The sequence below is a fragment of the Streptomyces sp. NPDC055243 genome, from assembly GCF_044544025.1.
In the GTDB taxonomy this organism is placed as follows: domain Bacteria; phylum Actinomycetota; class Actinomycetes; order Streptomycetales; family Streptomycetaceae; genus Streptomyces.
This window is the reverse complement of the sequence record NZ_JBITWR010000014.1, coordinates 14,372-40,072: the sequence shown is the minus strand read 5'-3', so window position 1 is coordinate 40,072 and position 25,701 is coordinate 14,372. Positions and strand designations below refer to the sequence as shown.

Genomic DNA, 25,701 nt, shown 5'->3' with positions numbered 1-25,701 from the left:
GTCAGTGCGGGACGGGGGCGGTCGCGTACGTGCGGCGCAGGAAGCGGATCAGCGCCGATGCGTCGAACTGCACGACCGCCACCCCCTGCGCCGAGTGGAACTCCATGACCGTCTGGACCCGCCCACAGGGCCATATGTGTACGTCGCCGCTGGTGGTCGGGGCCCGCAGTCCCTGTTCGAGCAGCTGCCGGGCGAAGGTCCACTCGTGGGAACCAGGGAGGCCGATCCGCACCGACTGCGGGTCGGCCTCCGGGTCGTACCGGAGGACGGCGGGGACGGCCAGCTGGTCGTCAGGGGAGTCCGTGACGACGTGGGCACGTGCGAACTGCTCTACTGCGGACATCGCCGAACTCCTCACCATCACGTGCCTTCTGCCCTCTAATGTCCCATATATTCCGATTCCTGCTCCAGGTGTGACCGGGATAACTGGGTAGTCGCCGCTCTTGCAAACCGTTCGCAACAAGGCACTATCATTGAACGGTTCACGAGCGATCCGCTCTGCTTCTCTCTTCCTGTCCTGCCCAGGAGCGCGCGCATGCATGTCCCCGACGGATTCATCAACGCACCCGTCTCCGCCGCCACCGGGGTCATCGCCGCCGGGGCGATCGCCGTCAGCCTCCGTGGCGCACGGCGTGAGCTGGACGAACGGACCGCGCCGCTGGCCGGCCTCGTCGCCGCGTTCATCTTCGCGGTGCAGATGCTGAACTTCCCGGTCGCCGCCGGCACCAGCGGACATCTGCTCGGCGGAGCACTCGCCGCGATACTCGTCGGCCCCTATACAGGCGTCCTGTGCGTCTCCGTCGTGCTGCTCATGCAGGGCGTCCTCTTCGCCGACGGCGGCCTGACCGCGCTCGGCGTGAACATCACGGACATGGCGATCGTCACGACCGTCGTGGCCTACCTCGTCTTCCGCGGCCTGGTGAAGGTGCTCCCGCGCACCCGCCGCTCCATCACCGCCTCCTCCTTCGTCGCCGCGCTGCTCTCCGTGCCCGCCGCCGCGGTCGCCTTCACGTTCCTCTACGCGCTCGGCGGCACCACCGACGTCTCCATCGGCAAGGTCGCCACCGCCATGGTCGGCGTGCACGTCCTCATCGGCATCGGCGAGGCGGCCATCACCGCGCTCACCGTCGGAGCCGTCATCGCGGTCCGCCCCGACCTGGTCTACGGCGCCCGCGGCCTCACCCAGAAGCTGAAGCTGCGCGTCGCGGGCGAGCTGGTCGACGCCCCCGCCGCCGATACCCCGGCCCCTGCAGCCGCGCGCTCCCACCGAAAGGTGTGGATCGCGGGCCTGGTCACCTCCCTCGTCCTCGCGGGCTTCGTCAGCTTCTACGCCTCCGCGAACCCCGACGGCCTGGAGAAGGTCGCCGCCGACAAGGGCATCGACAAGAAGGCCGAGGAGCACGCCACGTCGGACTCCCCGCTCGCCGACTACGGCGTCAAGGACATCACCGACAGCCGCCTCTCCGGCGGCCTCGCGGGCGTGATCGGCGTCGGCGTCACCGTCGTCGCGGGATCGGCCGTCTTCTGGGCGCTGCGGCGTCGCCGTACGGCGGACACGGACCCGGCATCCACGGCGTCCGTCTCCGAGATCTCCTGACATGGGTTCGGGCCACGCCCACCGGCTCTACCGGCACGGCCACTCCCCGGTGCACGCGCTGCCCCCGCACACCAAGCTCGCGGCGGTCTTCTGCTTCGTGGTCGTGGTGGTCTCCACACCGCGCGAGGCGATGTGGGCGTTCGCTCTCTACGCGGTGCTGCTCGGCGTGGTGGCGTACGCGTCCCGCGTCCCGCTCCCCTTCCTCCTGAAGCGGCTGCTCATCGAGGTGCCGTTCGTGGCGTTCGCGGTGCTCATGCCGTTCGTGGCGGAGGGCGAGCGCGTCGACGTACTGGGCATGTCCCTGAGCGTGAACGGACTCTGGGGCGCCTGGAACGTCCTGGCCAAGGGCACGCTCGGCGTCGCGGCCTCCGTGCTCCTCGCCTCGACCACCGAACTGCGCTCGCTGCTCCTGGGCCTCCAGCGGCTGAAGCTGCCGCCGCTGCTCGTCCAGATCGCCTCGTTCATGATCCGCTACGGCGACGTGATCACCGACGAGATGCGCCGCATGAAGATCGCACGCGAGTCGCGCGGCTTCGAGGCGCGGGGCGTGAGCCAGTGGGGCGTCCTCGCGAAGTCCGCCGGCGCGCTCTTCATCCGCTCGTACGAGAGGGGCGAGCGGGTGCACCTGGCCATGGTCAGCCGGGGATACGCCGGTTCGATGCCGGTGATCGACGAGGTCACGGCCTCGCGTGCACAGTGGACGTACGCCTTCGCCCTGCCGGGCGCCGCTCTTGTCGTCTGCCTGCTGGGATGGACCCTGTGACTACTGCTCCCGCCTCTCTGGACGTCTCCGGCCTCGCCTTCGCCTACCCCGACGGGCACCAGGCGCTCTTCGGCGTCGACATGACGATCGGCCGCGGCGAGCGGGTCGCGCTGCTCGGCCCGAACGGCGCGGGCAAGACGACGCTCGTCCTGCACCTGAACGGCATCCTGACGGGCGGCGCGGGCACGGTCACCGTCGCGGGCCTGCCCGTCGGCAAGAAGCACATGGCGGAGATCAGGCGACGGGTCGGCATCGTCTTCCAGGACCCCGACGACCAGCTCTTCATGCCGACGGTGCGCGAGGACGTGGCGTTCGGCCCGGCGGCGGCCGGGATGCGGGGTCCCGAACTGGAGGCGCGGGTCCAGAAGGCGCTGGCGCAGGTGGGCATGGCGGAGTTCGCCGACCGCCCGCCGCACCACCTCTCCTTCGGCCAGCGCAGGCGGGTCGCGGTGGCGACGGTCCTCGCGATGGAGCCGGAGATCCTGGTCCTCGACGAACCGTCGTCGAACCTGGACCCGGCATCACGCCGCGAACTGGCCGACATCCTGCGGTCGTTGGACGTGACGGTCCTGATGGTCACGCACGACCTGCCGTACGCGCTCGAACTGTGCCCCCGGGCCCTGATCCTCAGCGAAGGCGTGATCGCGGCGGACGGGCCGACGGGGGAGCTGCTCGGTGACGAGGACCTCATGGGCGCGCACCGGCTTGAGCTGCCGTTCGGCTTCGATCCGAAGACGGTGAAGGTGAACCGGTAGGGAATCCATGGCAGTGGGCGGCTGTTGGTCCTAGCATGGATGTCGATGTGCGCGGTGTGGTCGCCGAGGGGTTCGAGCCGGTCCGGGACGCTTTCGTCCGCAACTTCCGCGAACTCGGCGAGCAGGGAGCGGCGGTCACCGTGTACCGCGACGGGCGGCCGGTCGTGGAGCTGTGGGGCGGCACGGAGTCGTTCGACGGGGGCGGGGCGTGGGAGCGGGGGACCGCCCAGGTGGTGCGCTCGGCCACGAAGGGCGTGGCGGCGGCCGTCCTGCTCCTCCTCCACCAGCGCGGCGAGCTGGACCTGGACGCGCCCGTCGGCTCCTACTGGCCGGAGTTCAAGGCCGGGGGCAAGGAAGGGGCGCTGGTCCGCGACGTGCTCGCGCACCGGGCGGGGGTACCGGCGCTCGACGTTCCGCTGACACCTGCCCAGGCGGCGGACCCCGACTTCGCCGCCGCGGCGGTCGCGGCCCAGGCTCCGTTCTGGGAGCCGGGCACGGAGCACGGCTATCACGCGCATACGTACGGCTGGCTGACCGGGGAGTTGGTGCGGCGGGTGACGGGGCGGGGCATCGGGGAGTGGATGGCCTCGGAGATCGCCGGGCCGCTCGGCCTCGACCTGTGGATCGGGCTTCCGGAGGGGGAGGCGGGGCGGGTCGGTCGGCTCGGGCAGGTCTCGGCTCCCGCGGCTCCGGGTGGCCTCAGAATCCGCCCCCGCCGGAACGTGGCCGAGGCCTACGCCGATCCCGACTCCCTCACGCAGCGGGCCTTCGGTGCGATCACCCCGTCACCGGACGAGAACGACCCGGCGTACCGGGCGGCGGTCCTTCCCGCGTCGAACGGCATCGCGACGGCTTCCTCGCTCGCGCGGTTCTACGCCTCGCTGATCGGTGAAGTCGAGGGCGGGGCGCGGTTGTTGACCCCGGAGGCGGTGGCGCTGGCGCGGGGCGAGGTGTCGGCAGGGCCGGACCGCGTCCTGATCGTCAACACCCGCTTCGGGCTCGGCTACATGCTGCACGGCGGTGCGTCGCCCCTGCTGGGGGCCGGGTCGTTCGGGCACCCCGGGCGCGGGGGCGCGCTCGGCTTCGCCGATCCGGAGTCGGGGGTGGGGTTCGGTTACGTGACCAATGGGATGAACAAGGGGGTTACGGCGGACCCGCGGGCACAGGGGCTGGTGCGGGCCCTGCGGGGGCTGTTGTAGGGGCCTTTGCCCCAACCCCGCCCCTTCCCGCAAACCCGCTCTGGCGCGGGGGCCTTCCGGGAGCTTTGGGGGCCGTCATCACCGGCTCCGCCGAGTTCGTCCTCAAACGCCGGACGGGCTGGATTTCCAGCCCGTCCGGCGTTTGAGGACATCTTGTCCGGGGTCCGGGGCGGAGCCCAGGTAGGTCCGGGGCGCAGGCACGGTTTTCGGGAAGGGGCGGGGCTGGGAAAAGAAAGACGCTCTCACCCCGCGTGCAGCATCAACCCGATCCCCGCCACCATCAGCCCCGCCGCCACCAGCCTCGGCGCCCCGAACTTCTCCTTGAAGAACACCGCTCCGATTCCCGCGCCCACGATGATCGACGACTCCCGCAGCGCCGAGATGGGCGCGAGGTCCGCCTTCGTCTGGGCCCACAGGACCAGGCCGTACGCGGCCACGGACAGGGCCGCCCCCAGCAGGCCCACCGCCGCGAACGGCCGCAGCCGGGCCACGAAAGCCCCGCGCCAGCGGTACGCCGCGTACACCGGGATCGCGAGGCCCTCCAGGATCATCAGCCACGCGATGTAGCCCAGGGAGGAACCGGAGGCACGGACGCCGAGTCCGTCCACCACCGTGTACGCCGCGATCGAGACGCCCGTCGCGAGCGCCGCGCCGATCGCCGCCCAGTGGGGGCGCCGGCCCGAGCCGCGTATGCCCCACAGGGCGAGGCCCGTCAGGCCCGCGCAGGAGACCGCGACGCCCGCCGCCTGCCAGCCGTCCGGGATCTCGCCCGCGAAGACCGCAGCGAGGACGGTGACCACCAGCGGCGCCGTGCCGCGCGCGATCGGGTACGCCTGGCCGAAGTCGCCGAGCTTGAACGACTTCATCAGCAGGGCGTAGTAGCCGATGTGGATCAGCGCGGAGACGATCAGGTACGGCCACGCACCGGCCGCGGGCATCGCCGCGAACGGGGCGATGAGCACGCCGATCAGCAGACCGCCGCCGGATATGAGGGTGAAGCCGACCAGCTTGTCGGTGATGTGGTGCGCGATCGCGTTCCAGCACGCGTGCGTGACGGCGGCAAGCAGCACCGCCGACGCGACCAGCGGCGTCACTTGGCGGTCTCGCGCACGTCCACCAGGGTGCCGTTCGCGTGGTGGACCAGGTCCTTGGGCGCCATGGGGAAGACGGCGTACGGGGTTCCTGCCGCCGCCCACACCACCTCGTGGCCGAGCAGCGAGCGGTCCGCGAGCACCCGGGTCCGCGTCACGTGGCCGAAGGGCGGTACGCCGCCGATCGCGTACCCCGTGGTCTCCCGCACGACGTCCGCCTTCGCGCGCGTCACCTTCTCCGCGCCCAGCTCACGCCGCACGAGCTCCAGGTCGACCCTTGAGGCGCCGTCCATCAGGACCAGGACCGGAACACCGTCCGCCGCGAAGATCAGCGACTTGCAGATCTGGCTCAGCTCGCAGCCGATGGCCGCGGCGGCCTCCTGGGCGGTGCGCGTCGCCTCCGGGAAGCGGCGGACCTCGCCGACGAGTTCAGCGAGACCGAGGTCCGCGAGGGCAGCGGCGAACCGGGGGTGGGCGGGGGAATCTGTAGCGCTCATGCCCGGCACGCTAGCGGTCCGTGTACCGGGCACGCGACCGTGTATCCGCATACCGGACAGCGGGTCCCGCCGAGTGCGACCGCGGCTACCGACCCGCCTGGAACATCGCCCGCACCAGCGGCCCGGCCGACTCGCCGCCGTGTCCGCCCTGCTGCACCACCGCTCCCGCGGCCAGGTCACCGCGGTACGCCGTGAACCAGCCGTTGGGCTTCTTCTGGCCGTCGACCTCCGCGGAGCCCGTCTTCGCGCCCATGTCGGAGCCGAGCCCGGACATGGGCTCCACCGCCGTGCCCGCGACCGCCGTGTAGTGCATCAGGTCACGCAGCGCCGAGGCCGTCGCGCCCGACATCTTCCGGGGCGCCGTCGCGAGCGTGCGCTTGTCGACGTCCGGGGAGACCAGGTACGGCTGCCTGAACGTGCCCGACTTCGCCGTGGCCGCCACCGACGCCATGTTCAGCGGGTTCATGCGGACCCCGCCCTGCCCGATCAGCGAGGCGCCCATCTGCGCGTCGCTCTGCACCGGGATCGCACCGTCGAAGGACGGGACGCCGATCGACCAGTTGTCGCGGCCGAGGCCGAAGACCTCCTGCGCCTGCTTGGTCAGGGAGTCGTTCTGGAGCTTCTTGGCCTGGCTGATGAAGGCGGTGTTGCAGGACCGGGCGAAGCTCGCGCGGAACGTGCCGTCCTTGATCTGGAACTTGTCGTCGTTCTGGAACTTCCAGCCGCCGTACGTCACGTACTTCGGGCAGGGGTGCTTCTTGTCGACCCCCGCGAGCTTCTTCTCCAGGAGCAGCGACGACGTGATGACCTTCATCGTCGAGCCGGGGGCCAGCGAACCCTGGAACGCGGTGTTGAAGCCGCCGGGGTTCGAGTTGGCCGCCGCCAGGATCTCGCCCGTGCTGGGCTTCACCAGGACGACCGCCGCCTGCTTGCGCTTGCCCGTCTCCTTCTCCGCCGCCGACTGGAGCTTCGCGTCGAAGGTGGTCTTCAGGGTGCCGGGGGTTCCGGGGGAGAGCGTGAGCAGCGTCTTGTCGGGCGTCGCCTTGGCGTCGTCCTTCGTCGTCGCCGACTTCTCGGCCGCCTTCGCGCTGTCCTTGCGCACGACGCGCAGTTCCACGCCCGCCGTGCCGCCGGCCTTCTCGCCGTACTTCTCGCGCAGGCTGTCCAACACCGTGCCCAGGGAGGGGTACTTCGCCTTCGTCAGCTCGCCGCCGTCGCGGTCCACCGCCTTGATCGGCGGGTCACCGGCCTCGCCGGTGACCAGGCGGTCGCCGTCCTTCAGGTCCGGGTGGACGACGGAGGGCTGCCAGCCGACCAGCGTCTTGCCGTCGTGCTTTCTTCGCACCACGGTGAGCTCGGACCCGTAGGCGAAGGGCTTCTTCTTTCCCTCGTACGAGACCGTGGACGTGACCGAGAACGGCACCTTGGCGCCCGCCCGCTTGCCCGGCGCCAGCTTCACCTCGGTGAGGTGGGAGTCCTTGGCGTACGCGGTCAGCGCGGTCTTCGCGGCCGTCCGGTCGTCCGTGAGCGCCGCGGCCTTCGCCACGTCGCCCTTCTCCCACGCGGCGAGGAAGTCCCGCGTGGTGGCACGGACCTCGGCGGCCGTCGGCGGGCCCGCGGCCACCGGCTTCTCGTCGACCGTCGGTCCTTCGTCGCCGGACGAGCCGCCGATCAGGCTGTACGCGGCGATGCCCACGCCGCACACCACCACGGCGGCGGCGCCGCCGAGCACGCCGGGGTGCACCTTGGCGCCGCCGGTGCCCGATGTGCCCGTGATGTTCTTGATGCCCTTGCGCTCGCTGGCGCGTCCTCGCTTGCCCACTGATCCTCCGCAGATCCCGGAGCCCCCAAGCTCCGCACCGGAAGGCCCAACACTAGGGGGCTTTCATGAAGCCCCCGACCAATCACCTCAACTGCCTGCGGCAAGCACCGCCGCCACGATAGGACCGGCCGCGTCGCCGCCGTGGCCGCCCTTCTGGACCACCGCGGCGGCCGCCACGTCCTCCCGGTAGCCCGTGAACCAGCTGTCCGGCTTCTCCTGGCCCGTGACCTCCGCCGAACCGGTCTTCGCGCCGATGCTGCCGCTGAGCCCGGACATGGCACGGGCGCCGGTGCCGCTGACCGCCGTGCGGTTCATCATCTGGCGCAGCTGCTGGACGGTGGAGGCGGGCAGGCCGCGCGCCTGGGCCAGTTCCCGGTCGTCGAGGCCCGGGTCCACGATGACCGGCTGCCGGAAGGCGCCCGTCATCGCGGTCGCCGTGACCGACGCCATGTTGAGCGGGTTCAGCTGCACCTTGCCCTGGCCGATCATGTTCTGCGCGCGGTCGGGGCCGCCGGACGCCGGGACCGAGCCGTCCGTCGTCCGGACGCCGACCTTCCAGTCGAGCCCGAGGCCGAACCGGTTCTGCGCCTCCTCGGTGAGGGACGCGTCCGTGATGCCGTCCTCGTCGACCAGCTTCACGAACGCGGTGTTGCAGGAGCGCGCGAAGCTGTCCGACAGGGTCGCGCCCTCGTCCGGGGCCAGGCCGGGGAGGTTGTTGATCCGGTTGCTCTGCCAGACCGCGCTGTCCGGACAGGGCGCGGGGCCGCTCGCCTTCGTCACGCCCTTGTCGATGAGCATCGCCGCCGAGACGATCTTCATGGTCGAGCCGGGGGCCATCGTGCCCTCGAAGGCCGCGTTGAACTCGTCCTGCCGGTGGTTGGCGACCGCGAGGACCTCGCCGGAGCTCGGCTGCACGGCGACCACGGAGGAGTCCGCGTGCCGCGCCACCGCCTTCTCCGCGGCGCGCTGCGCGGACGCGCTCAACGTCGTCCGCAACTGCCCGGCCTTGCCCTTGGCGAGGGTGAGGAGCGTCTTGGTGCCCGCGTTCTCGTCCGCGTGCTGGACGTAGAGCTCGACGCCCGGTGTGCCGCCCGCCTTGTCGCCGTACTTCGCGCGCAACTGGTCCAGGACCGGGCCGAGCGAGGGGTAGTCCTTCTTGTCCAGGACCTGGCCGTTGCGGTCCACGGCCTGGATGGGCGGCGCGGCGGCCTCGCCGGTCTCCAGGGTGTCGTCCCGCTTCAGGTCCGGGTGGATGACCGAGGGGTCCCAGTCGACGAGCGCGCGGCCGGTGGTCTCGCCGCGGACGACGGTCAGTTCGGAGTCGTACGCGAGGGGCTTGGTCTTTCCCTTGTACGACACCGTTGCCTCCACCGAGAACGGCACGATCGTGCCGGTGGTCTTGCCCGGCGTGAGCTTCACCTTCGTCAGGTGGGCGTCCTCGCGGTAGCCGGTCAGGATCTTCGAGGCCACTTCGGCGTTGTTCGTGTACCGCCCGGCCTGTTCGGCGTCGCCGGCGGCCCACGCGGCGAAGAACTTCTTCGTCGTCTCGCCGATCTCACCGCTCGTCGGCGGCCCCGTCTTCACGGCCCGCGGGCCCGCCCCCGACGAACCGCCGCCCCCGGTCACGCCGTTCACCACGTTGTACGCGCCGTACCCCGCGCCCCCCACCATGACGGCGAACACCCCGCCGACCAGAGTGACCTTTACCCCTCTTCGCATATCGCGTTCCCCTCCCCAGGAGCCCTCCCGAATGCATTCGGGAGGGACGCTCGCCCCGAACCCTAAGCGGCGGAGGAGACGTACGAGAGGGCTGTTATCCGAAGGTGTCCTAGGTGCCCACTACAGCCAGATGTCTAGACCCACGTGTCCAGGAGCATGCGGGCCCGCCAGGAATCGATGGGAATGGCCTGGCCGGTGTAAATGGGCCAGAACCAGATGAAGTTCCAGAGGATCAGGAGGACCAGAACACCCGATGCCGCGGCGCCCACCACGCGCCGCCGTTCGCCGGAACCGGGCGGACCCAGGATCGCGCCGATCATCATCGCGACGGCCAGGCACAGGAACGGCACGAAGACGACGGCGTAGAAGAAGAAGATCGTCCGCTCCTGGTACATGAACCACGGCAGATAGCCCGCCGCGATCCCGCACACGATCGCGCCCGCGCGCCAGTCCCTGCGGAACACCCACCGCCACAGCACGTAAAGCAGCGCGAAGGCCCCGGCCCACCACAGCATCGGGGTGCCGAGCGCGAGGACCTCGCGCGCGCACTTCTCCGCCGTGCCCGAGGGGCAGCCGTCCTTGCCGGGCAGCGGCGACTCGTAGAAGTACGAGACGGGGCGCCCGTCGACGATCCAGCTCCACGGGTTCGACTGGTAGGTGTGCGGCGAGGAGAGCCCCACGTGGAAGTCGTACACCGCGTGTTCGTAGTGCCACAGGCTGCGCAGCCAGTCCGGCAGGAGCGTCCAGGAGCCGCCCTTGCCGTCCGTGGCCGCCCAGTTGCGGTAGTAGCCGCCCGTGCCGTCGGTCGGGGAGAGGATCCAGCCGAGCCAGGACAGGACGTACGTGCCGATCGCGACCGGCACCGTCGAGACGAACGCCGGGAACACGTCCCGCTTCAGGACCGCCAGGTAGGGGCGCGTCGCCCCGGCGACGCGACGGCCGCCCACATCCCACAGGACGGTCATCAAGCAGAAGAAGACCATGATGTACAGGCCGTTCCACTTGGTCCCGAAGGCGAGACCGAGGCAGAGACCGGCCGCCCAGCGCCAGGGGCGCCGGCCCAGGCGCAGGTTCTCGGCGACGTACGCGTCCGGGCGCACGATCCCGTCCCCGTCCGTGGGCAGCGCGGCCGCGAGCCTCGCGCGCGCCTTGTCACGGTCGATCAGGAAGCAGCCGAACGCGGCGAGCACGAAGAACATCAGGACCTGGTCGAGCAGCGCGGTGCGGCTCATCACGAAGTGCAGCCCGTCCACCGCGAGCAGCCCGCCCGCCAGACAGCCCAGGAACGTCGAGCGGAAGAGCCGCCGTCCGATCCGGCACAGCATCAGGACCGACAGGGTGCCGAGCACCGCCGTCATGAAGCGCCAGCCGAAGGGATCGAAACCGAAGATCCACTCGCCGACGCCGATGACGTACTTGCCGACCGGCGGATGCACCACGTACGCGGCGTCCGTGGGGATCGTGACGTTCGATCCCTGCTCCAGGACGGTGTCGTTGACCTTCTCGGGCCAGTTGACCTCGAAGCCCCGGTGGATCAGCGCCCAGGCGTCCTTGGCGTAATACGTCTCGTCGAATATCACGGCCTTCGGGCTGCCGAGATTCCAGAACCGGGTGATCCCCGCGACGAGCGTGATCAGCAGCGGGCCGATCCAGCCCGACCACCGGACCAGTAGATCGGCGTACCGCTTGGGCATGCCGATCGACGCCCACAGCCGCGGGCTCGGCTCGGTGTACGCGGGCACGAGCCGGGCCCGGACATCGGCCGTGGGCCGCGCGACATGTCCGAAGCGGCGCAGCCTGTGCTGCCACGACGGCTGCTGCTCCTCGGCTGCCTGGCCCTGGCGGGTGTCCGGGGAAGACGCGGTACTGGTCACCGCGCCATCGTAGGGAACCCGACTGTGTGAGTCCCGCTCCCGGCCCCTGCGAGGATGGATCCGTGACAGGAAGCGCTGATTCCCCCGGAAACCCGTCCCCCGGAACCCTCGTGCTCGCGGGCACGCCCATCGGCGACGTCGCGGACGCGCCGCCGCGGCTCGCCACCGAGCTGGAGTCGGCCGACGTCGTGGCCGCCGAGGACACCCGGCGGCTCCGCAGGCTCACCCAGGCGCTCGGCGTGCAGGTGGGCGGGCGGGTCGTCTCGTACTTCGAGGGCAACGAGACCGCACGTACGCCCGAGCTGGTCGAGGCGCTGGTCGGCGGTGCGCGGGTGCTGCTCGTGACCGATGCCGGGATGCCCTCGGTGTCCGACCCCGGCTACCGGCTCGTGGCCGCCGCCGTGGAGAAGGACATCCGGGTCACCGCCGTGCCAGGACCGTCCGCCGTGCTCACCGCGCTCGCCCTGTCGGGCCTCCCGGTGGACCGTTTCTGCTTCGAGGGCTTCCTGCCGCGCAAGGCGGGCGAGCGGCTCTCGCGGCTGCGCGAGGTGGCCGACGACCGTCGCACTCTCGTCTACTTCGAGGCACCGCACCGGATCGACGACACCCTCGTCGCGATGGCCGAGGCGTTCGGCGACGAGCGCAGGGCGGCCGTCTGCCGCGAGCTGACCAAGACGTACGAAGAGGTCAAGCGCGGTTCGCTGAAGGAGCTCGCCGAGTGGGCGGCCGACGGCGTACGCGGTGAGATCACCGTCGTCGTCGAGGGAGCACCGGAGAAGAGCGCCGGTGACCTGGGCCCGGAGGAGCTGGTGCGCAGGGTGCGGGTGCGCGAGGAGGCGGGGGAGCGGCGCAAGGAGGCGATCGCCGCCGTGGCGGCCGACGCGGGGCTACCCAAGCGCGATGTGTTCGATGCGGTGGTGGCGGCAAAGAATGCGGCTCAGGCCGCCCCATCGGACGGCAAAGGACTATCGTAAAAGGCAAAGTGCGGGCCGTGCAGCGGGCCTGAAGGCTATGGAAAGGCCAAATCGCCTTCAACTGTCGACAGGTCTGATGCACTCGCTCCGGGAAAGGCGTCCACTGGTCAAAGGGGACGCACCCGTCCCCACGCTTCCGGTCGGGAGGAAATCCCCGGTCCGGCAGCGCTTGTCCAGCGGACAAGAGGAGCTGGCATGAGTGAGATCGCCGACACCGGTCACCACACCACGGCGTCCCGAGCGATAGACGCGACAAGCGTCGTTCACGAGTCGTACGCCTTCGCCTGCATGCGGTGCGGGCACGGCTGGGAGCAGTCCTACGACATCGAGCATCACGTGGACGGCAAGGGCAAGGAATTCGTGATGTACCGGGCGGACGGCCGGCATGTGCCGTCGCCCCTGACCCGGCCGACGTGCCTGAACTGCGGCGGACATGTCGTACGGATCATGCGAGCCGGGCAGGTGTCGTCGGTGCTCGATCTGATGCGAGGGCAGCGGCATCACGCGCCGCGGGCGGCGGGAGCGGTCGACGCCGGGGCCGGCTCGGGAGCCGCAGCCGCGGAGCCCCATGAGCCCAAGCATCACCACTGGCATCTGTCGGCGCTGCTGCATCCCTTCCACCACCGCAAGGCGGGATGACGCCGGGAAGCCGGGATGACGTCGGGGAGCCGGGATGACGTCGGTGTGAGGACCCCTTCGTAGGATCGGGTCATGCCTTCCTCTTCCACTTCCGCTTCCAAGGGCGCCGACGCCAAGAACGCCGCGCCGCCGCTGCCCGAACCCCTGCGGGTTCCGGTCGCCGACTCCCACACCCACCTCGACATGCAGTCGGGGACGGTGGACGAGGGGCTCGCCAAGGCCGCGGCGGTGGGCGTGACGACGGTCGTGCAGGTGGGCTGCGACATCGCGGGTTCGCGCTGGGCCGCCGAGACGGCCGCCGCGCACGAGAGCGTGCACGCCACCGTCGCCCTGCATCCCAACGAGGCGCCGCGCATCGTGCTCGGCGACCCCGACGGCTGGTCCCGGCAGGGCGCGCGCGAGGCGGGCGGCGAGGGCGCGCTCGACGCCGCGCTCGCCGAGATCGACCGGCTGGCCGCGCTGCCGCAGGTCAAGGGCGTGGGCGAGACCGGGCTCGACTACTTCCGCACCGGACCCGAGGGCAAGGCCGCCCAGGAGCGGTCCTTCCGCGCCCACATCGAGATCGCCAAGCGGCACGGCAAGGCCCTGGTCATCCACGATCGCGAGGCGCATGAAGATGTGCTGCGGGTCCTGAAGGAAGAGGGGGCGCCGGAGCGCACCGTCTTCCACTGCTACTCGGGCGACGCGGCGATGGCCCAAGTGTGCGCGGAGAACGGCTACTTCATGTCCTTCGCGGGCAACATGACGTTCAAGAACGCGCAAGGGCTGCGGGACGCGCTGGCCGTCGCCCCGCTCGAACTGGTGCTCGTGGAGACGGACGCGCCCTTCCTCACGCCCGCTCCCTACCGCGGACGGCCTAACGCGCCGTATCTCATTCCGGTCACATTGCGGGCCATGGCCGAGGTGCGCGGTATCGGCGAGGACGCCATGGCCGAGGCGATCTCGGTCAATACGGCGCGCGCATTTGATTACTGAGCGATAACGAACGATTACGCCCATTGCCCCGCGGTTCAGGGCAACACCGCGACACTGCGTAGTCGTGCTGCTTTGGAGAGTGACGAATGCTCCGCTAGGTTCTGGTCCGCCTCGCCCGATCCGGACCCCGGACCAGAACGAGAACGCTGGAGCGTCGTCGTGAGTCATGCGCCGCAGTACGAGACGTCTTATGCAGGCGCCGCGACCTATGAGCCGGAGCTGGAACCGGAACTGAACCCGGAACTGGACCCGGAGCCGTGGCCCGCCGAGGCCGAGCCCGGGGACTGCTTCCCCCGGCAGGCCACCGGGTCCGCTCCCGACGGAGGGCGGGCCGAGGCGCGGCGGGCCGCCCGGCGGAAGAAGACGAAGCCGCGGTCGAGACCGAAGGCTCCGTCGGGGAAGCCCGAGGCGTTTCGGCGGCTGCTGCCGCAGGCGCTGGTCGTCGCCTTCCTCGCGGGCGGCACCTCCGCCTTCGTGGCCAACGACAAGGCCGTGCGGCTGAGCGTCGACGGCGAGTCGCGGACCCTGCACACCTTCGCGGACGACGTGGGGGAGCTCCTTGAGGACGAGGGCGTGGACTTCGGCACCCACGACATCGTGGCGCCGACCGCGAGCACGGCCCTGGCCAGCGGCGACGAGATCGCCGTCCGCTACGGCCGGCCGGTCAAGCTCACCCTCGACGGGCAGCGGCGCGAGGTGTGGACGACGGCGCGCACGGTGGACGGCGCGCTGCGGCAGCTCGGGGTGCGGGCCGAGGGCGCCTATCTGTCGGCCTCGCGGAGCAAGCGGATCGAGCGGGGCGGGCTCGATCTGGACGTACGCACCGAGCGCACCGTGACGATCATGGCGGACGGCCGTGAGCGGACCATCCGTACGAACGCGGCGACGGTGGGGGAGGCGGTCGCGGAGTCCGGGATCACCCTGAACGGCCAGGACACGACCTCCGTCGCGGCCGACAGCTTTCCGCGCGACGGGCAGACGGTCACCGTCATGCGGATCTCCGGGCGCAAGGAGGTGCGGGAGGAGCCGATCCCGTTCGACGTGCGGCGGGTGGACGACGCGTCGATCTTCGCCGGTACGGAGGTCGTGGAGCGGCAGGGGCACCAGGGGACCCGGCGGGTCACGTACGCGCTGCGGACGGTCAACGGCGTCAAGCAGAAGCCGCGGCGGGTGCGGTCGGAGGTCGTGCGGGAGCCGCAGACGCGGATCGTGAAGGTGGGGACGAAGCAGCTGCCGAATTCGGTGTCGGGGGCGGACGGCCTGAACTGGGGGTCGCTGGCGCACTGCGAGTCGGGCGGCCGACCGAACGCGGTGGACGCGTCGGGGACCTACGGCGGCCTGTACCAGTTCGATACGCGGACGTGGCAGGGGCTCGGCGGGTCGGGGCGCCCCCAGGACGCTCCGGCGGAGGAACAGACGTTCCGCGCGAAGAAGCTGTACGTGCAGCGGGGGGCCAGCCCGTGGCCGCATTGCGGGGCGCGGCTGTAGGGCCGGGGCGGCCGTTCCCGGCCCCGCTCCCTCCGCGGATCTCCCGTCGCCCCTCCCACCCTTGGTCGCCGCGGGGTAATCGGGCGGGTGGGAGAGGCTTGTTCGGGCAGGGGCGCTGCGGGGCGCCGGCGGCTGGCTGGGGCCAGGGGTCAGGACCCGTAACCTGGGGTGGTGAGTAACAGTGAGCCCGGCACCCTCCTCGGCGCCGCCGACATCCGCGAGCTGGCCGCCGCCCTGGGCGTACGCCCGACCAAGCAGCGCGGCCAGAATTTCGTCATCGACGCCAACACCGTCCGCCGCATCGTCCGCACCGCGGAAGTCGGCCCACAAGACGTGGTCGTCGAGGTCGGGCCGGGGCTCGGCTCGCTGACCCTGGCCCTGCTGGACACCGCGGACCGCGTCGTCGCGGTCGAGATCGACGACGTACTCGCGGGCGCCCTGCCGGCCACCATCGAGGCCCGCCTCCCCGCGAAGGCGGACTCCTTCGCGCTGGTGCACAGCGACGCCATGCTCGTGCGCGAGCTGCCGGGCCCCGCCCCGACCGCGCTGGTCGCCAACCTCCCGTACAACGTCGCCGTGCCCGTCCTGCTGCACATGCTCGACACCTTCCCCACCATCGAGCGCACGCTCGTGATGGTGCAGGCCGAGGTCGCCGACCGGCTCGCCGCCGATCCCGGCTCGAAGGTGTACGGCGTGCCCTCGGTGAAGGCGAACTGGTACGCCGACGTGAAGCGCGCCGGGTCCATCGGGCGCAACGTCTTCTGGCCCGCCCCGAACGTCGACTCCGGTCTGGTGTCGCTCGTCCGGCGTGCCGAGCCGGTCAAGACCACCGCCTCGAAGAAGGAAGTCTTCGCCGTCGTCGACGCGGCCTTCGCCCAGCGCCGCAAGACCCTGCGCGCCGCGCTCGCCGGATGGGCGGGCTCCGCCGCCGCGGCGGAGGCGGCGCTCGTCGCCGCCGGAGTCTCGCCGCAGGCGCGCGGCGAGGCGCTGACGGTGGAGGAGTTCGCGCGGATCGCCGAGAACAAGGGAGCGGGCGCGTGAGCGTGACCGTCCGCGTTCCCGCGAAGGTCAATGTGCGGCTCGCCGTGGGCGGCGCCCGTGCCGACGGGTTCCATGACCTGGCCAACGTCTTTCTCGCCGTCGGGCTGTACGACGAAGTCACCGTGACCCCCGCCGAGCAGCTGCGCGTGACCTGCTCCGGGCCCGATGCCTCGCAAGTCCCCCTGGACCGAACGAACTTGGCGGCCAGGGCCGCGGAGCTGCTCGCCGCGCGCCATGGGCGTACGGCCGACGTGCACATCCACATCGCCAAGGACATCCCCGTCGCGGGCGGCATGGCGGGCGGCAGCGCGGACGGCGCGGGCGCGCTCCTGGCGTGCGACGTGCTGTGGGGGACCGAGGCCTCGCGGGACGAACTGCTCGACATCTGCGCCGAGTTGGGCAGCGACGTGCCGTTCAGTCTGGTGGGCGGGGCCGCGCTCGGTACCGGGCGCGGCGAGAAGCTCGAAGTCCTCGAGGTGGGCGGGGCCTTCCACTGGGTGTTCGCCGTGGCCGACGGCGGTCTCTCCACGCCCGCCGTCTATCGCGAGTTCGACCGGCTGACGCCGGACGCTCCCGCCCCGGAGGCGTCCGCCGAACTGCTCGACGCCCTGCGCACGGGGGACGTCACGGCACTCGGCGGTGCCGTTGCCAATGATCTTCAGCCTGCCGCGCTCTCGCTCTTCCCCTCGCTCGTCGACACGCTCGCCGCGGGTACCGACGCGGGCGCCCTGGCCGCGCTCGTCTCCGGCTCGGGGCCGACCACCGCGTTCCTGGCCGCGGATGCCGCTGCCGCAGAACGGATCGCCGAGGCTCTCACGGCCTCCGGCACCTGCCGCTCGGCCCGGGTGGCGGACTCGCCCGCGACGGGTGCGACCGTCCTTTAGGGCGCTGCTGGGCACTGCTGGGCGCTGCGTACTCAGGCGCGGATCTGAGTACGTACGCGCTGACGCGCGGCCCGCGGTGCGCGCGACCGTACGTGCATGGGATCAAGCGTTCGCGAACTGGCCGAGAAGACGCCCACCGGGCGTGACCGGTACATCGACCTGCTGCGGGTCGCCTCGCTCGGCACGGTCGTCGTCGGGCACTGGCTGATGGCGGCCGTGACCGTCGGCGCCGACGGCCGCACCGAGGTGGGGAACCTGCTCGCCGTCGTGCCCGGCCTGCAGCTGCTCACCTGGGTGCTGCAGATCATGCCGGTGTTCTTCTTCGTCGGCGGTTTCTCGCACGCCCTGTCGTATCGCTCCCTGAGCCGGAAGGCACCTGCCGGTTCCGTCTACTCGGCCTTCCTGCGGGCGCGGCTCCAGCGGCTGCTGCGGCCGACGATGGTCTTCATCGGGGTGTGGGGCGTCGCCGCGCTTGCGGTTCAACTGCTGGGCGAGGGCGGGGCGTTGCTGGACGTGACGCTGCGGCTCGTCGCCCAGCCGCTGTGGTTCATCGGCATCTACCTGGCCATGGTCGCCTTCACACCGCCGCTGCTGAGGCTGCACGAGCGGTACGGGTGGGGCGCGTTCGGCGGGCTCGTGCTGGCCGCGGGGGCGGTGGACGTGGCGCGCTTCGCCTTCGGCGTGCCGTACGTGGAGTTCCTGAACTTCGCCTTCGTGTGGCTCGCCGTGCATCAGCTCGGCTTCCTGCGGGCGGACGGCAGGCTGCGGGTGCCCGCCGCCCTGGCCGTGGCGGGGCTCGCGGGCGCATCGGCCCTGGTGGTCTTCGGGCCCTATCCGCTCTCGATGGTCGGCATGCCCGGCGAGCGCGTCTCGAACATGGCCCCGCCGACCCTCGCGCTGCTCTGCCACGGGATGTGGCTGGTGGGCGCGGTGGAGCTGCTGCGGGGGCCCGCGGTGCGGTGGCTCGCGCGGCCTCGGGTGTGGCGGGGCGTGGTGGCGGCGAACGGGGTCTCGATGACGGCGTTCCTGTGGCACCTGACGGCGATGCTCGGGGTGTACGGGGTGCTGATCGCGCTGGACGTGCCGCTGCCGGAGCCCGCTTCGGGCCAGTGGTGGGCGCAGGTTCCGCCGCGCATGGCGGCCGCGGCGCTGCTCACCGGGCTGCTGGTCGCGGCGTTCCGCCGCTTCGAGAGGCCGGGGCCGGCGCGGGAGCCGGGAGGGGGCTCCGGTCCCGTCGCCGCGGTGGGGGTCGTGCTCTGCCTCTTCGGGGTGCTCGGGATCTCCGTGGTCGGGTTCGGGGGACTGCTCGAAGGGCGTACGGCGATGGTGGTGGCCGTGCGGATGACGGCGCCCGTGGCGGTGGGGATGGCGCTGGTGGGGTGGCTGCTGGTGGAGCGGGCGGGGCGTTCGTCCCTGTCCGGCTCCGGCGGCCGTACGGGCTGATCGCCCCGGGAACGGCCGCCGGTCCCGCGGCCGCCGCCTCCGACTACGCTGGAGGTCGATCGATCCCCTTCCCTGGAGCGTTAATGGCCGTCAACCTGGTCAATGTCGAGGCAGTCAGCAAGGTGTACGGCACGCGTGCCCTGCTCGACGGTGTCTCCCTCGGCGTGTCCGAGGGGGACCGGATCGGCGTCGTGGGGCGCAACGGAGACGGCAAGACGACCCTCATCCGCATGCTCGCCAAGCTGGAGGAGACGGACTCCGGCCGGGTCACGCACAACGGCGGTCTTCAGCTCGGCGTGCTGACCCAGCACGACTCGCTCGACCCCGAGGCCACCGTGCGGCACGAGGTCATCGGTGACCTCGCCGATCACGAGTGGGCCGGCAGCGCCAAGATCCGGGACGTCCTGACCGGGCTGTTCGGCGGCCTGGACATGCCGGGCTTCCCGCAGGGGCTCGACACCGTCATCGGCCCGCTCTCCGGTGGCGAGCGCCGCCGTATCGCGCTCGCGAAGCTGCTCATCGGCGAGCCCGACCTGATCGTGCTCGACGAGCCGACCAACCACCTCGACGTCGAGGGCATCGCCTGGCTCGCCGAGCACCTGCGGACGCGGCGCTCGGCGCTCGTCTGCGTCACGCACGACCGCTGGTTCCTGGACCAGGTCTGCACGCGCATGTGGGACGTGCAGAGCGGGTCCGTCTTCGAGTACGAGGGCGGGTACTCCGACTACGTCTTCGCCCGTGCCGAGCGCGAGCGCATCGCGTCCACCGAGGAGACCAAGCGCAAGAACCTGATGCGCAAGGAGCTGGCCTGGCTGCGGCGCGGCGCCCCCGCCCGCACCAGCAAGCCCCGCTACCGCATCGAGGCGGCCAACGAGCTCATCGCCGACGTGCCGCCGCCCCGCGACACCAGCGAGCTGATGAAGTTCGCCACGACCCGGCTCGGCAAGACCGTCTTCGACCTGGAGGACGTGACCGTCCAGGCCGGTCCCAAGCTGCTTCTGAAGCACCTGACCTGGCAGCTCGGCCCCGGCGACCGCATCGGCCTGGTGGGTGTCAACGGCGCGGGCAAGACCTCGCTCCTGCGGGCGATGGCGCAGGCGCAGCGCTCCGACGGCGACGTGCAGCCCGAGGCGGGTCGCGTGGTGGTCGGCAAGACCGTCAAGCTCGCCTACCTCTCGCAGGAAGTGGCCGAACTGGCCCCGACGCTGCGGGTGTTGCAGGCCGTGCAGCAGGTGCGCGAGCGGGTCGACCTCGGCAAGGGCCGGGAGATGACCGCGGGGCAGCTCTGCGAGACGTTCGGGTTCAACAAGGAGAAGCAGTGGACGCCCGTCGGTGATCTGTCCGGCGGTGAGCGGCGGCGGCTCCAGCTGCTTCGGCTGCTCATGGACGAGCCGAACGTCCTCTTCCTCGACGAGCCCACGAACGACCTCGACATCGAGACCCTGACCCAGCTCGAGGACGTGCTCGACGGGTGGCCGGGCTCGATGGTCGTGATCTCCCACGACCGGTTCTTCCTGGAGCGCACCACCGACAAGGTCTTCGCGCTGCTCGGCGACACCACCATGCGGATGCTGCCGCGCGGCATCGACGAGTACCTGGAGCGGCGCAAGCGGATGGCGGACGCCGGTGTTCCGGCGGCTCCCGTCGCCGCCGCGTCCGCCGCGGCGCCGGCCGTCGCGCAGAAGACCGTCTCCTCCGCCGACGCCCGCGCCGCGAAGAAGGAACTCCAGAAGATCGAGCGGCAGCTGGACAAGATGTCCACGAAGGAAACATGGCTGCACGCCCAAATCGCCGATAACGCCACCGACTTCGGAAAAGTGGCCAAACTGGACGCCGAGTTGCGTGAACTCGTCAGCGAGCGGGACGAGTTGGAGATGCGCTGGCTGGAGCTCGCGGAGAGCGCGTAGAGGTCTCGTAACGGACGCATCACGGGCCGGTCCTCCCTTGGGAACAGGGGTCGGACCGGTCAGGTGTGCTAGGCGGTCAGGGTGATAGAAAGGGCGCCCTGAGCACCACTTGGCGTGCCGAAAAATCAGTGAAGGGGGAAGCGCTGATGACTCAGCCGCCCAACCAACCGCCGTCCGGCGGTTTCGGAGCTCCGCAGGATCCGAAGCCGGGAGCGGCGCCGCAGCCACCGGGTCAGCCCGCGCAGCCGCCGCAGATGCCCGGCCAGCCGCCGCAGGCCCCGCCGACCGCACCGTCGGGGACCCCGCAGACTCCGCCCGCACCGCAGCCCGGCTACGGCTACGGCTACCCGCAGACTCCGCCCGCACCCCAGCCGGGTTACGGCTACCCGCAGCAGCCCGGCCAGCCCGGACCGTACAACCAGCCCGGACCCTACGGCCAGCCCACGCAGCCCGGTCAGCCGGGCCCCTACGGCCAGCCCACGCAGCCGGGCCCTTACGGCCAGCCCACGCAGCCGGGCCCCTACGCCCAGCAGCCCCCGTACGGCTACCCGCAGCAGCAGTTCCCCGGCGGCCCCGGCGTGCCCGGCACCCCGCCCGGCGGCGGTGGCGGCAAGAACCCCTTCAAGGGCAAGCCCGGTCTGATCGTGGCGGCCGTCGCGGCCGCCGCGCTCGTCATCGGCGGCGTCGCCTGGGCGGTCGTCGGCAGTGACGACGGCGGCAAGAAGAAGCCGGTCGCCGAGAAGACCGACGACCCCAAGGCCAGCGGCTCCGCACCGGTCAACCCGGGCGACGGCGACGGCGACGGCGAGAAGGAGCAGGAGGACCTCAACGCCGGCCGTCAGCCCGGCGAGGCGAAGGTGCTCTGGTACAAGGAGGCGCCCAAGGTGCCCGGTTCCGGCGCCGACGCCAAGGGCATGTGGGTCAAGGACAACGTCGCCGTCAAGGCCGCGTACAAGGAGATCACCGCCTACGACGTCACGTCGGGCGAAGAGGCCTGGCCGACGATCAAGTTCCCGCAGAAGATCTGTGGCACGACCCCGCAGATGACGGACGACGGCAAGATCGTCGTCGCGTACAAGGACGGCCAGAAGGACGACGCCAAGTGCAGCCAGGTTCAGGTCGTCGACCTGAAGACGGGTGACAGGGGATGGAAGAAGCCGGTCGAGGAGGAAGGTCTCTTCGACTTCGCCACCAACGCCGACCTCTCCCTGACCGGCGACACCCTGATGGTCGGCCGCTCCCAGTCCGGCACCGCCCTGCGGATGCGTGACGGCAAGGAGCTCTTCGTGGCCGGCAAGAAGGAGGAGGGCACCTGCTTCCCCAGCGGCTTCGCCGGCGGCAAGAAGATGCTCGTCTCCTACTCGTGCGGTGCGGGTTCGTCCTCCGAGCACGACGAGCTTCAGCAGATCGACCCGAAGACCGGCGACGCCGTGTGGACGAAGAAGTTCCCCAAGGGCTGGCGGGTGGGCCGGATCTACTCCGAGAGCCCCACGATCGTCTACCTCACCAATGAGGACAAGAAGAAGTGGAACATCACCACGCTGAAGCCCAACAGCAGCGCCACCCGCTCTGAGGTCACCGTCGACGAGAAGTTCGCCCCGGAGTGCGACGGCTCGACGTTCCTCGGCGGCAGTCTGCAGGGCTGCCTGGGCGCGACGACCGACGACAAGAACCTCTACCTGCCGACCGAGGCGACGTCCGGCGCCAACGAGGTCGTGGCGATCAGTCTCGCCACCGGCAAGGAGGCCTGGCGCACGAAATCCCCGCTTGAGGAATCGATGCTGCCGATGAAGGTCGAGGGCGGTTCGGTCATCGCCTACGTGAATCCTTCGTACGACGCCGGCGGCCGGGTCGTCTCGATCCCGATCTCGGGCTCGCACAAGCCGAAGACGCTCCTGAAGAACCCCGGCGGGATCTCGGAGATCGAGAACGGCTTCTTCTCCAAGACGGTCGACTACGTGGACGGTCGCTTCTACATCTCCACCACGCGGCTCTCGGGCAGCGCGAAGGGCCAGGAGAAGCTGATGCTGGCCTACGGCAAGTGACCTTCTCCGGCGGCCAAGCCGCCCCCTTTGTCGCCTAGTTCACCTCTCGTCCCCAAGGAATCGACGTCATGACCCAGCCGCCCCAGCCGCCCAACGAGCCCCCGCAGGGCGGGTTCGGCGCTCCCCAGGACCCCCCGCCCGGCGGTTTCGGCGCCCCCCAGGACCCCCCGCCGGTGGGCTTCGGCAAGGCTCCCGAGCCGAACAACCCGTCGTACGGCTACCCGCAGACCCCGCCGCCGGCCCAGCCGCCGACGCAGCCCGCGGGTCAGCCCCAGGTCGGCCCGCCGCAGACGCCGCCTCCGCCGCCGCAGGGCCAGCCCAACTACGGCTACCCGCAGGCGCCGCAGGCCCCCGGCACCCCGCCCCCCGGCCAGCCCCAGGGCTACGGCTACCCGGGCCAGCCGACCCAGCCCTACGGCCAGCAGCTCCCGTACGGGCAGCAGCCGCCCTACGGCGCCTACCAGCAGCCCGGCACGATGCCGATGGCGCCTGCCGCCGCGGGCTCGGGCGGCGGTTCGAAGCTCAGCAGCCAGATGAAGATCATCATCGGTGCGGTCGTCGCGATCGCCCTGATCGTCGGCGGCGGCGTCATCTACGCCACGACGTCGGACAAGGACAGCACCGAGGCGAGCTCCGAGGGCTCGACCGGCGGCAAGGACGGCAAGGGCGGCGAGGAGAAGAGCGGCAACGAGCAGGGCCCGAGCGGCCCCGGCACCGAGAAGGTCCCGGCCAACACCAGCGCCACGGTCTCCATGCAGCTCCCGCAGCCCGAGGTCCCCAAGGACGCCGTCTGGAGCATCAAGGGCTCCTGGCTCACCGACGACGTGTACGCCAAGGCGGGCGTCAACGAAATCGTGGGCTACGACCCGACCGACGGCAAGGAGCTGTGGACGCTGCCGCTCGCGGGCCAGACGTGTGCGGGATCGCGCGAGGTCACCAAGGACGGCATCGCCGCGGTCGCGTACGAAGAGGCCAAGCGGAAGAAGGAGGGCGACCACGAGACCTGCTCGCAGATCTCCGCGATCGACCTGAAGAGCGGCAAGCGGCTCTGGACCGAGACCATCGACGAGGGCAGCTCGGCCGCCCGCGTCGAGGAGGTCACCATCAGCGGCAGCACCGTCGCCGCCGGTTCCAGCGCGGGTGGCGCGGCCTTCGACCTCACCACGGGCGACCACCTGTGGGAGCCCACCGTGGGCGACAAGTGCCAGGACGAGGGCTACGCCGGCGGCGAGCAGCTCGTCGTCGTCCAGAAGTGCGGTGACTACGGCGACGAGAAGCTGAAGGTCCAGCTCCTCAACTCCAAGACCGGCAAGGTCAAGTGGACCTACCCGGTGACGCCGGGCGTCGACAACGCCAAGATCATCTCGACCCGCCCGGTCGTCTTCGGCCAGGACACCCAGGAGATCACCGCGAGCGGCGTCACGGACGTCTTCTCGATCGACGACAAGGGCGAGCTCCGCGCCAAGATCTCGCTGCCCGACGGCAAGTACGACCACGACTGCGAGGTCAACGTCATCTACGCGTGCACCGCGCTGGCCGTCGGCAACGACAAGCTCTACGTCCCCACCCGTCAGCACGACGGCGGCGGTGACGGCTACAGCCAGACGAACGAGATCATCGCTTTCTCGCTGGCCACCGGCAAGACCACCGGCGACCGCGCCGACGCGGGCGAGGACGGCGAGATGTTCCCGATCCGCATGGACGGCGGCGACATCCTGGCGTACAAGGACGCGGGCTACAACAAGGGCGCCCAGGTCGTCTCCCTCAACGGCAAGACGATGAAGGAGACCAAGCTCCTGGAGACCCCCGCGGCCGAGTCCGTCGGCAGCGCGATCAGCAGCATGGTCCCGAAATCGAACGAACTCCTTTACGGGAACGGCAGGCTGTACCTCGGCAAGGAGCTGATCAGCAAGCCGTACTCGAAGGACGAGAAGGAGTACACGGCCCTGGGGTTCGTCGCCAAGTAACCCGTGTGACCTCCGCGTACGCACCGGACGGCCCCGTTCCTGAAGAGGAGCGGGGCCGCTGCGTTCTCCCCGCTTTCCCCCGCGATTCCCCGCGCGTCTTCCGTACGCGTGTACTCCCCCTCACCCGTACATGGCCGGGATTTGGGCATTCCGGGCCGCTTATCGCCGGTAGGGGGCGCGCGACGTCGAACAAGCGTGTAGCTTCCGGGGGATGAGTGGGTGCGGGGCCGGGGGGCCCTCGATCCGTGGGGGATCCGTGGGGGAAGGTGGGGGGTTGCTCGATGGGTGTGCGACTCATGGTGGTCGACGACCACCGACTGCTCGCCGAGGCACTCGCCTCGGCCTTGAAGCTGCGCGGGCACCGTGTGCTCGCCGCGGCCGCGCCCGCGGCCGGGGCGGCGGAGCTGGTCATCAGCCGCGCTCCCGAGGTCTGCCTGCTCGGTACGGCGACGCCCGCGGAGCCCGGGATGTTCGATCCGGTGGTGAAGATCAAGCGGGAGCGTCCGCAGGTCGCCGTGGTGGTGCTCGGCCCGGTGCCCAGCCCGCGCGGCATCGCCGCGGCCTTCGCGTCGGGGGCTTCGGGGTACGTACGCCACGACGAGCGGATCGAGGGCGTCGAGCGCGCCATCATGAAGGCGAGAGCGGGCGAGGCGGCCGTCGCCCCGCAGCTGCTCCAGGGCGCGTTCAGCGAACTGCTCAATCCCGCGGCGCAGCCCGACGACGAGGGGCAGCGCCTGCTCCAGATGCTGACGCCGCGCGAGGTCGAGGTCCTGGTGCGGGTCGCGGACGGCGAGGACACCCGGCTGATCGCCGCCGGGATGGGCATCGCGCCCAGCACGGCGCGCACGCATGTGCAGCGCGTCCTGATGAAACTGGGCGTCGGGTCCCGCCTGGAGGCCGCCGCGCTCGCCGCGCGGACCGGCCTGCTCGACCGGGCGGAGCGGCCCGCCGCGGCCTACGCGAACGACACGGAGATGCCGACGGGGCCCGAGCCACCGGCACAGTGAACTCGGGCCCCGCT

General features: G+C 71.1%; 21 protein-coding genes. 15 read left to right on the top strand and 6 right to left on the bottom strand.

The annotated features are described in order from the left end of the window. Nucleotide 1: 1 nt before the first annotated feature. Nucleotides 2–343 carry an SsgA family sporulation/cell division regulator gene (locus tag ACIGXX_RS32820; RefSeq protein ID WP_351162904.1) on the bottom strand — a complete coding sequence of 114 codons (342 nt, stop codon included), beginning with the start codon at nt 341–343 and terminating at the stop codon, nt 2–4. Nucleotides 344–535: 192 nt separating this feature from the next. Here ACIGXX_RS32820 and ACIGXX_RS32815 point away from each other — a divergent pair, with 192 nt between their 5' ends. The 4 genes from ACIGXX_RS32815 to ACIGXX_RS32800 are packed head-to-tail and all read left to right on the top strand — an operon-like array spanning nt 536 to nt 4,314. Further along, nucleotides 536–1,597, top strand: a complete 1,062-nt coding sequence (locus ACIGXX_RS32815; RefSeq protein ID WP_399981117.1) for an energy-coupling factor ABC transporter permease — start codon at nt 536–538, stop codon at nt 1,595–1,597. 1 nt (nt 1,598) lies between these two features. Further along, on the top strand, nt 1,599–2,360 hold the full coding sequence (gene cbiQ / locus ACIGXX_RS32810; RefSeq protein WP_351162908.1) for a cobalt ECF transporter T component CbiQ: 762 nt from the start codon (nt 1,599–1,601) through the stop codon (nt 2,358–2,360). Then, nucleotides 2,348–3,115 (top strand): ABC transporter ATP-binding protein, encoded by a 768-nt coding sequence (locus ACIGXX_RS32805; protein WP_366463864.1) that lies wholly within the window; start codon nt 2,348–2,350, stop codon nt 3,113–3,115. Before cbiQ ends, ACIGXX_RS32805 begins: the two co-directional genes overlap by 13 nt. A 35-nt stretch (nt 3,116–3,150) precedes the next feature. Then, nucleotides 3,151–4,314, top strand: a complete 1,164-nt coding sequence (locus ACIGXX_RS32800) for a serine hydrolase domain-containing protein (protein ID WP_399981112.1) — start codon at nt 3,151–3,153, stop codon at nt 4,312–4,314. 242 nt (nt 4,315–4,556) lie between these two features. Here the strand turns inward: ACIGXX_RS32800 and ACIGXX_RS32795 are convergent, their stop codons facing one another. The 5 genes from ACIGXX_RS32795 to ACIGXX_RS32775 form a co-directional block, all read right to left on the bottom strand. Beyond that, entirely contained in the window at nt 4,557–5,408 is an 852-nt protein-coding gene (locus tag ACIGXX_RS32795) for a DMT family transporter (protein ID WP_351162914.1), read from the bottom strand. Continuing rightward, a complete protein-coding gene (locus tag ACIGXX_RS32790) occupies nt 5,405–5,902 on the bottom strand; it encodes a YbaK/EbsC family protein (RefSeq protein WP_351162916.1) in 498 nt (165 codons plus the stop codon). Before ACIGXX_RS32790 ends, ACIGXX_RS32795 begins: the two co-directional genes overlap by 4 nt. A gap of 85 nt (nt 5,903–5,987) precedes the next feature. Next, on the bottom strand, nt 5,988–7,724 hold the full coding sequence (locus ACIGXX_RS32785) for a penicillin-binding transpeptidase domain-containing protein (RefSeq protein WP_383819261.1): 1,737 nt from the start codon (nt 7,722–7,724) through the stop codon (nt 5,988–5,990). Nucleotides 7,725–7,811: 87 nt separating this feature from the next. Beyond that, complete coding sequence (locus ACIGXX_RS32780) at nt 7,812–9,443, bottom strand: penicillin-binding transpeptidase domain-containing protein (protein WP_366463720.1); 1,632 nt, start codon at nt 9,441–9,443, stop codon at nt 7,812–7,814. A gap of 134 nt (nt 9,444–9,577) precedes the next feature. After that, nucleotides 9,578–11,317 carry a phospholipid carrier-dependent glycosyltransferase gene (locus ACIGXX_RS32775; RefSeq protein ID WP_366463719.1) on the bottom strand — a complete coding sequence of 580 codons (1,740 nt, stop codon included), beginning with the start codon at nt 11,315–11,317 and terminating at the stop codon, nt 9,578–9,580. A 62-nt stretch (nt 11,318–11,379) separates the two neighbouring features. Between ACIGXX_RS32775 and rsmI the strand changes: the two genes are divergently transcribed. The 11 genes from rsmI to ACIGXX_RS32720 all read left to right on the top strand — a co-directional run bounded on the left by rsmI (nt 11,380) and on the right by ACIGXX_RS32720 (nt 25,687). Next, on the top strand, nt 11,380–12,291 hold the full coding sequence (gene rsmI / locus ACIGXX_RS32770; RefSeq protein ID WP_351162922.1) for a 16S rRNA (cytidine(1402)-2'-O)-methyltransferase: 912 nt from the start codon (nt 11,380–11,382) through the stop codon (nt 12,289–12,291). A 195-nt stretch (nt 12,292–12,486) separates the two neighbouring features. Then, entirely contained in the window at nt 12,487–12,930 is a 444-nt protein-coding gene (locus ACIGXX_RS32765; protein WP_366463718.1) for a hypothetical protein, read from the top strand. 72 nt (nt 12,931–13,002) lie between these two features. Beyond that, entirely contained in the window at nt 13,003–13,905 is a 903-nt protein-coding gene (locus ACIGXX_RS32760; RefSeq protein ID WP_351162926.1) for a TatD family hydrolase, read from the top strand. Nucleotides 13,906–14,064: 159 nt separating this feature from the next. Further along, a complete protein-coding gene (locus ACIGXX_RS32755) occupies nt 14,065–15,393 on the top strand; it encodes a ubiquitin-like domain-containing protein (RefSeq protein WP_361469983.1) in 1,329 nt (442 codons plus the stop codon). A gap of 171 nt (nt 15,394–15,564) precedes the next feature. Then, a complete protein-coding gene (gene rsmA / locus ACIGXX_RS32750) occupies nt 15,565–16,434 on the top strand; it encodes a 16S rRNA (adenine(1518)-N(6)/adenine(1519)-N(6))-dimethyltransferase RsmA (RefSeq protein WP_351162930.1) in 870 nt (289 codons plus the stop codon). Further along, the gene (locus tag ACIGXX_RS32745) at nt 16,431–17,318 is read left to right on the top strand and encodes a 4-(cytidine 5'-diphospho)-2-C-methyl-D-erythritol kinase (RefSeq protein WP_366463717.1); all 888 of its coding nucleotides are present in this window, start codon (nt 16,431–16,433) and stop codon (nt 17,316–17,318) included. Before rsmA ends, ACIGXX_RS32745 begins: the two co-directional genes overlap by 4 nt. Nucleotides 17,319–17,414: 96 nt before the next feature. Beyond that, nucleotides 17,415–18,761 (top strand): acyltransferase, encoded by a 1,347-nt coding sequence (locus ACIGXX_RS32740; protein WP_399981099.1) that lies wholly within the window; start codon nt 17,415–17,417, stop codon nt 18,759–18,761. A gap of 83 nt (nt 18,762–18,844) precedes the next feature. Continuing rightward, nucleotides 18,845–20,668 (top strand): ABC-F family ATP-binding cassette domain-containing protein, encoded by a 1,824-nt coding sequence (locus tag ACIGXX_RS32735; RefSeq protein ID WP_351162936.1) that lies wholly within the window; start codon nt 18,845–18,847, stop codon nt 20,666–20,668. Nucleotides 20,669–20,814: 146 nt separating this feature from the next. Then, nucleotides 20,815–22,713, top strand: a complete 1,899-nt coding sequence (locus tag ACIGXX_RS32730) for a PQQ-binding-like beta-propeller repeat protein (protein WP_399981096.1) — start codon at nt 20,815–20,817, stop codon at nt 22,711–22,713. Nucleotides 22,714–22,781: 68 nt separating this feature from the next. Beyond that, nucleotides 22,782–24,680, top strand: coding sequence for a PQQ-binding-like beta-propeller repeat protein (locus ACIGXX_RS32725; protein WP_383819274.1), 1,899 nt, complete (start codon nt 22,782–22,784; stop codon nt 24,678–24,680). A gap of 281 nt (nt 24,681–24,961) precedes the next feature. Then, on the top strand, nt 24,962–25,687 hold the full coding sequence (locus tag ACIGXX_RS32720) for a LuxR C-terminal-related transcriptional regulator (RefSeq protein ID WP_399981092.1): 726 nt from the start codon (nt 24,962–24,964) through the stop codon (nt 25,685–25,687). Nucleotides 25,688–25,701: the final 14 nt, after the last annotated feature.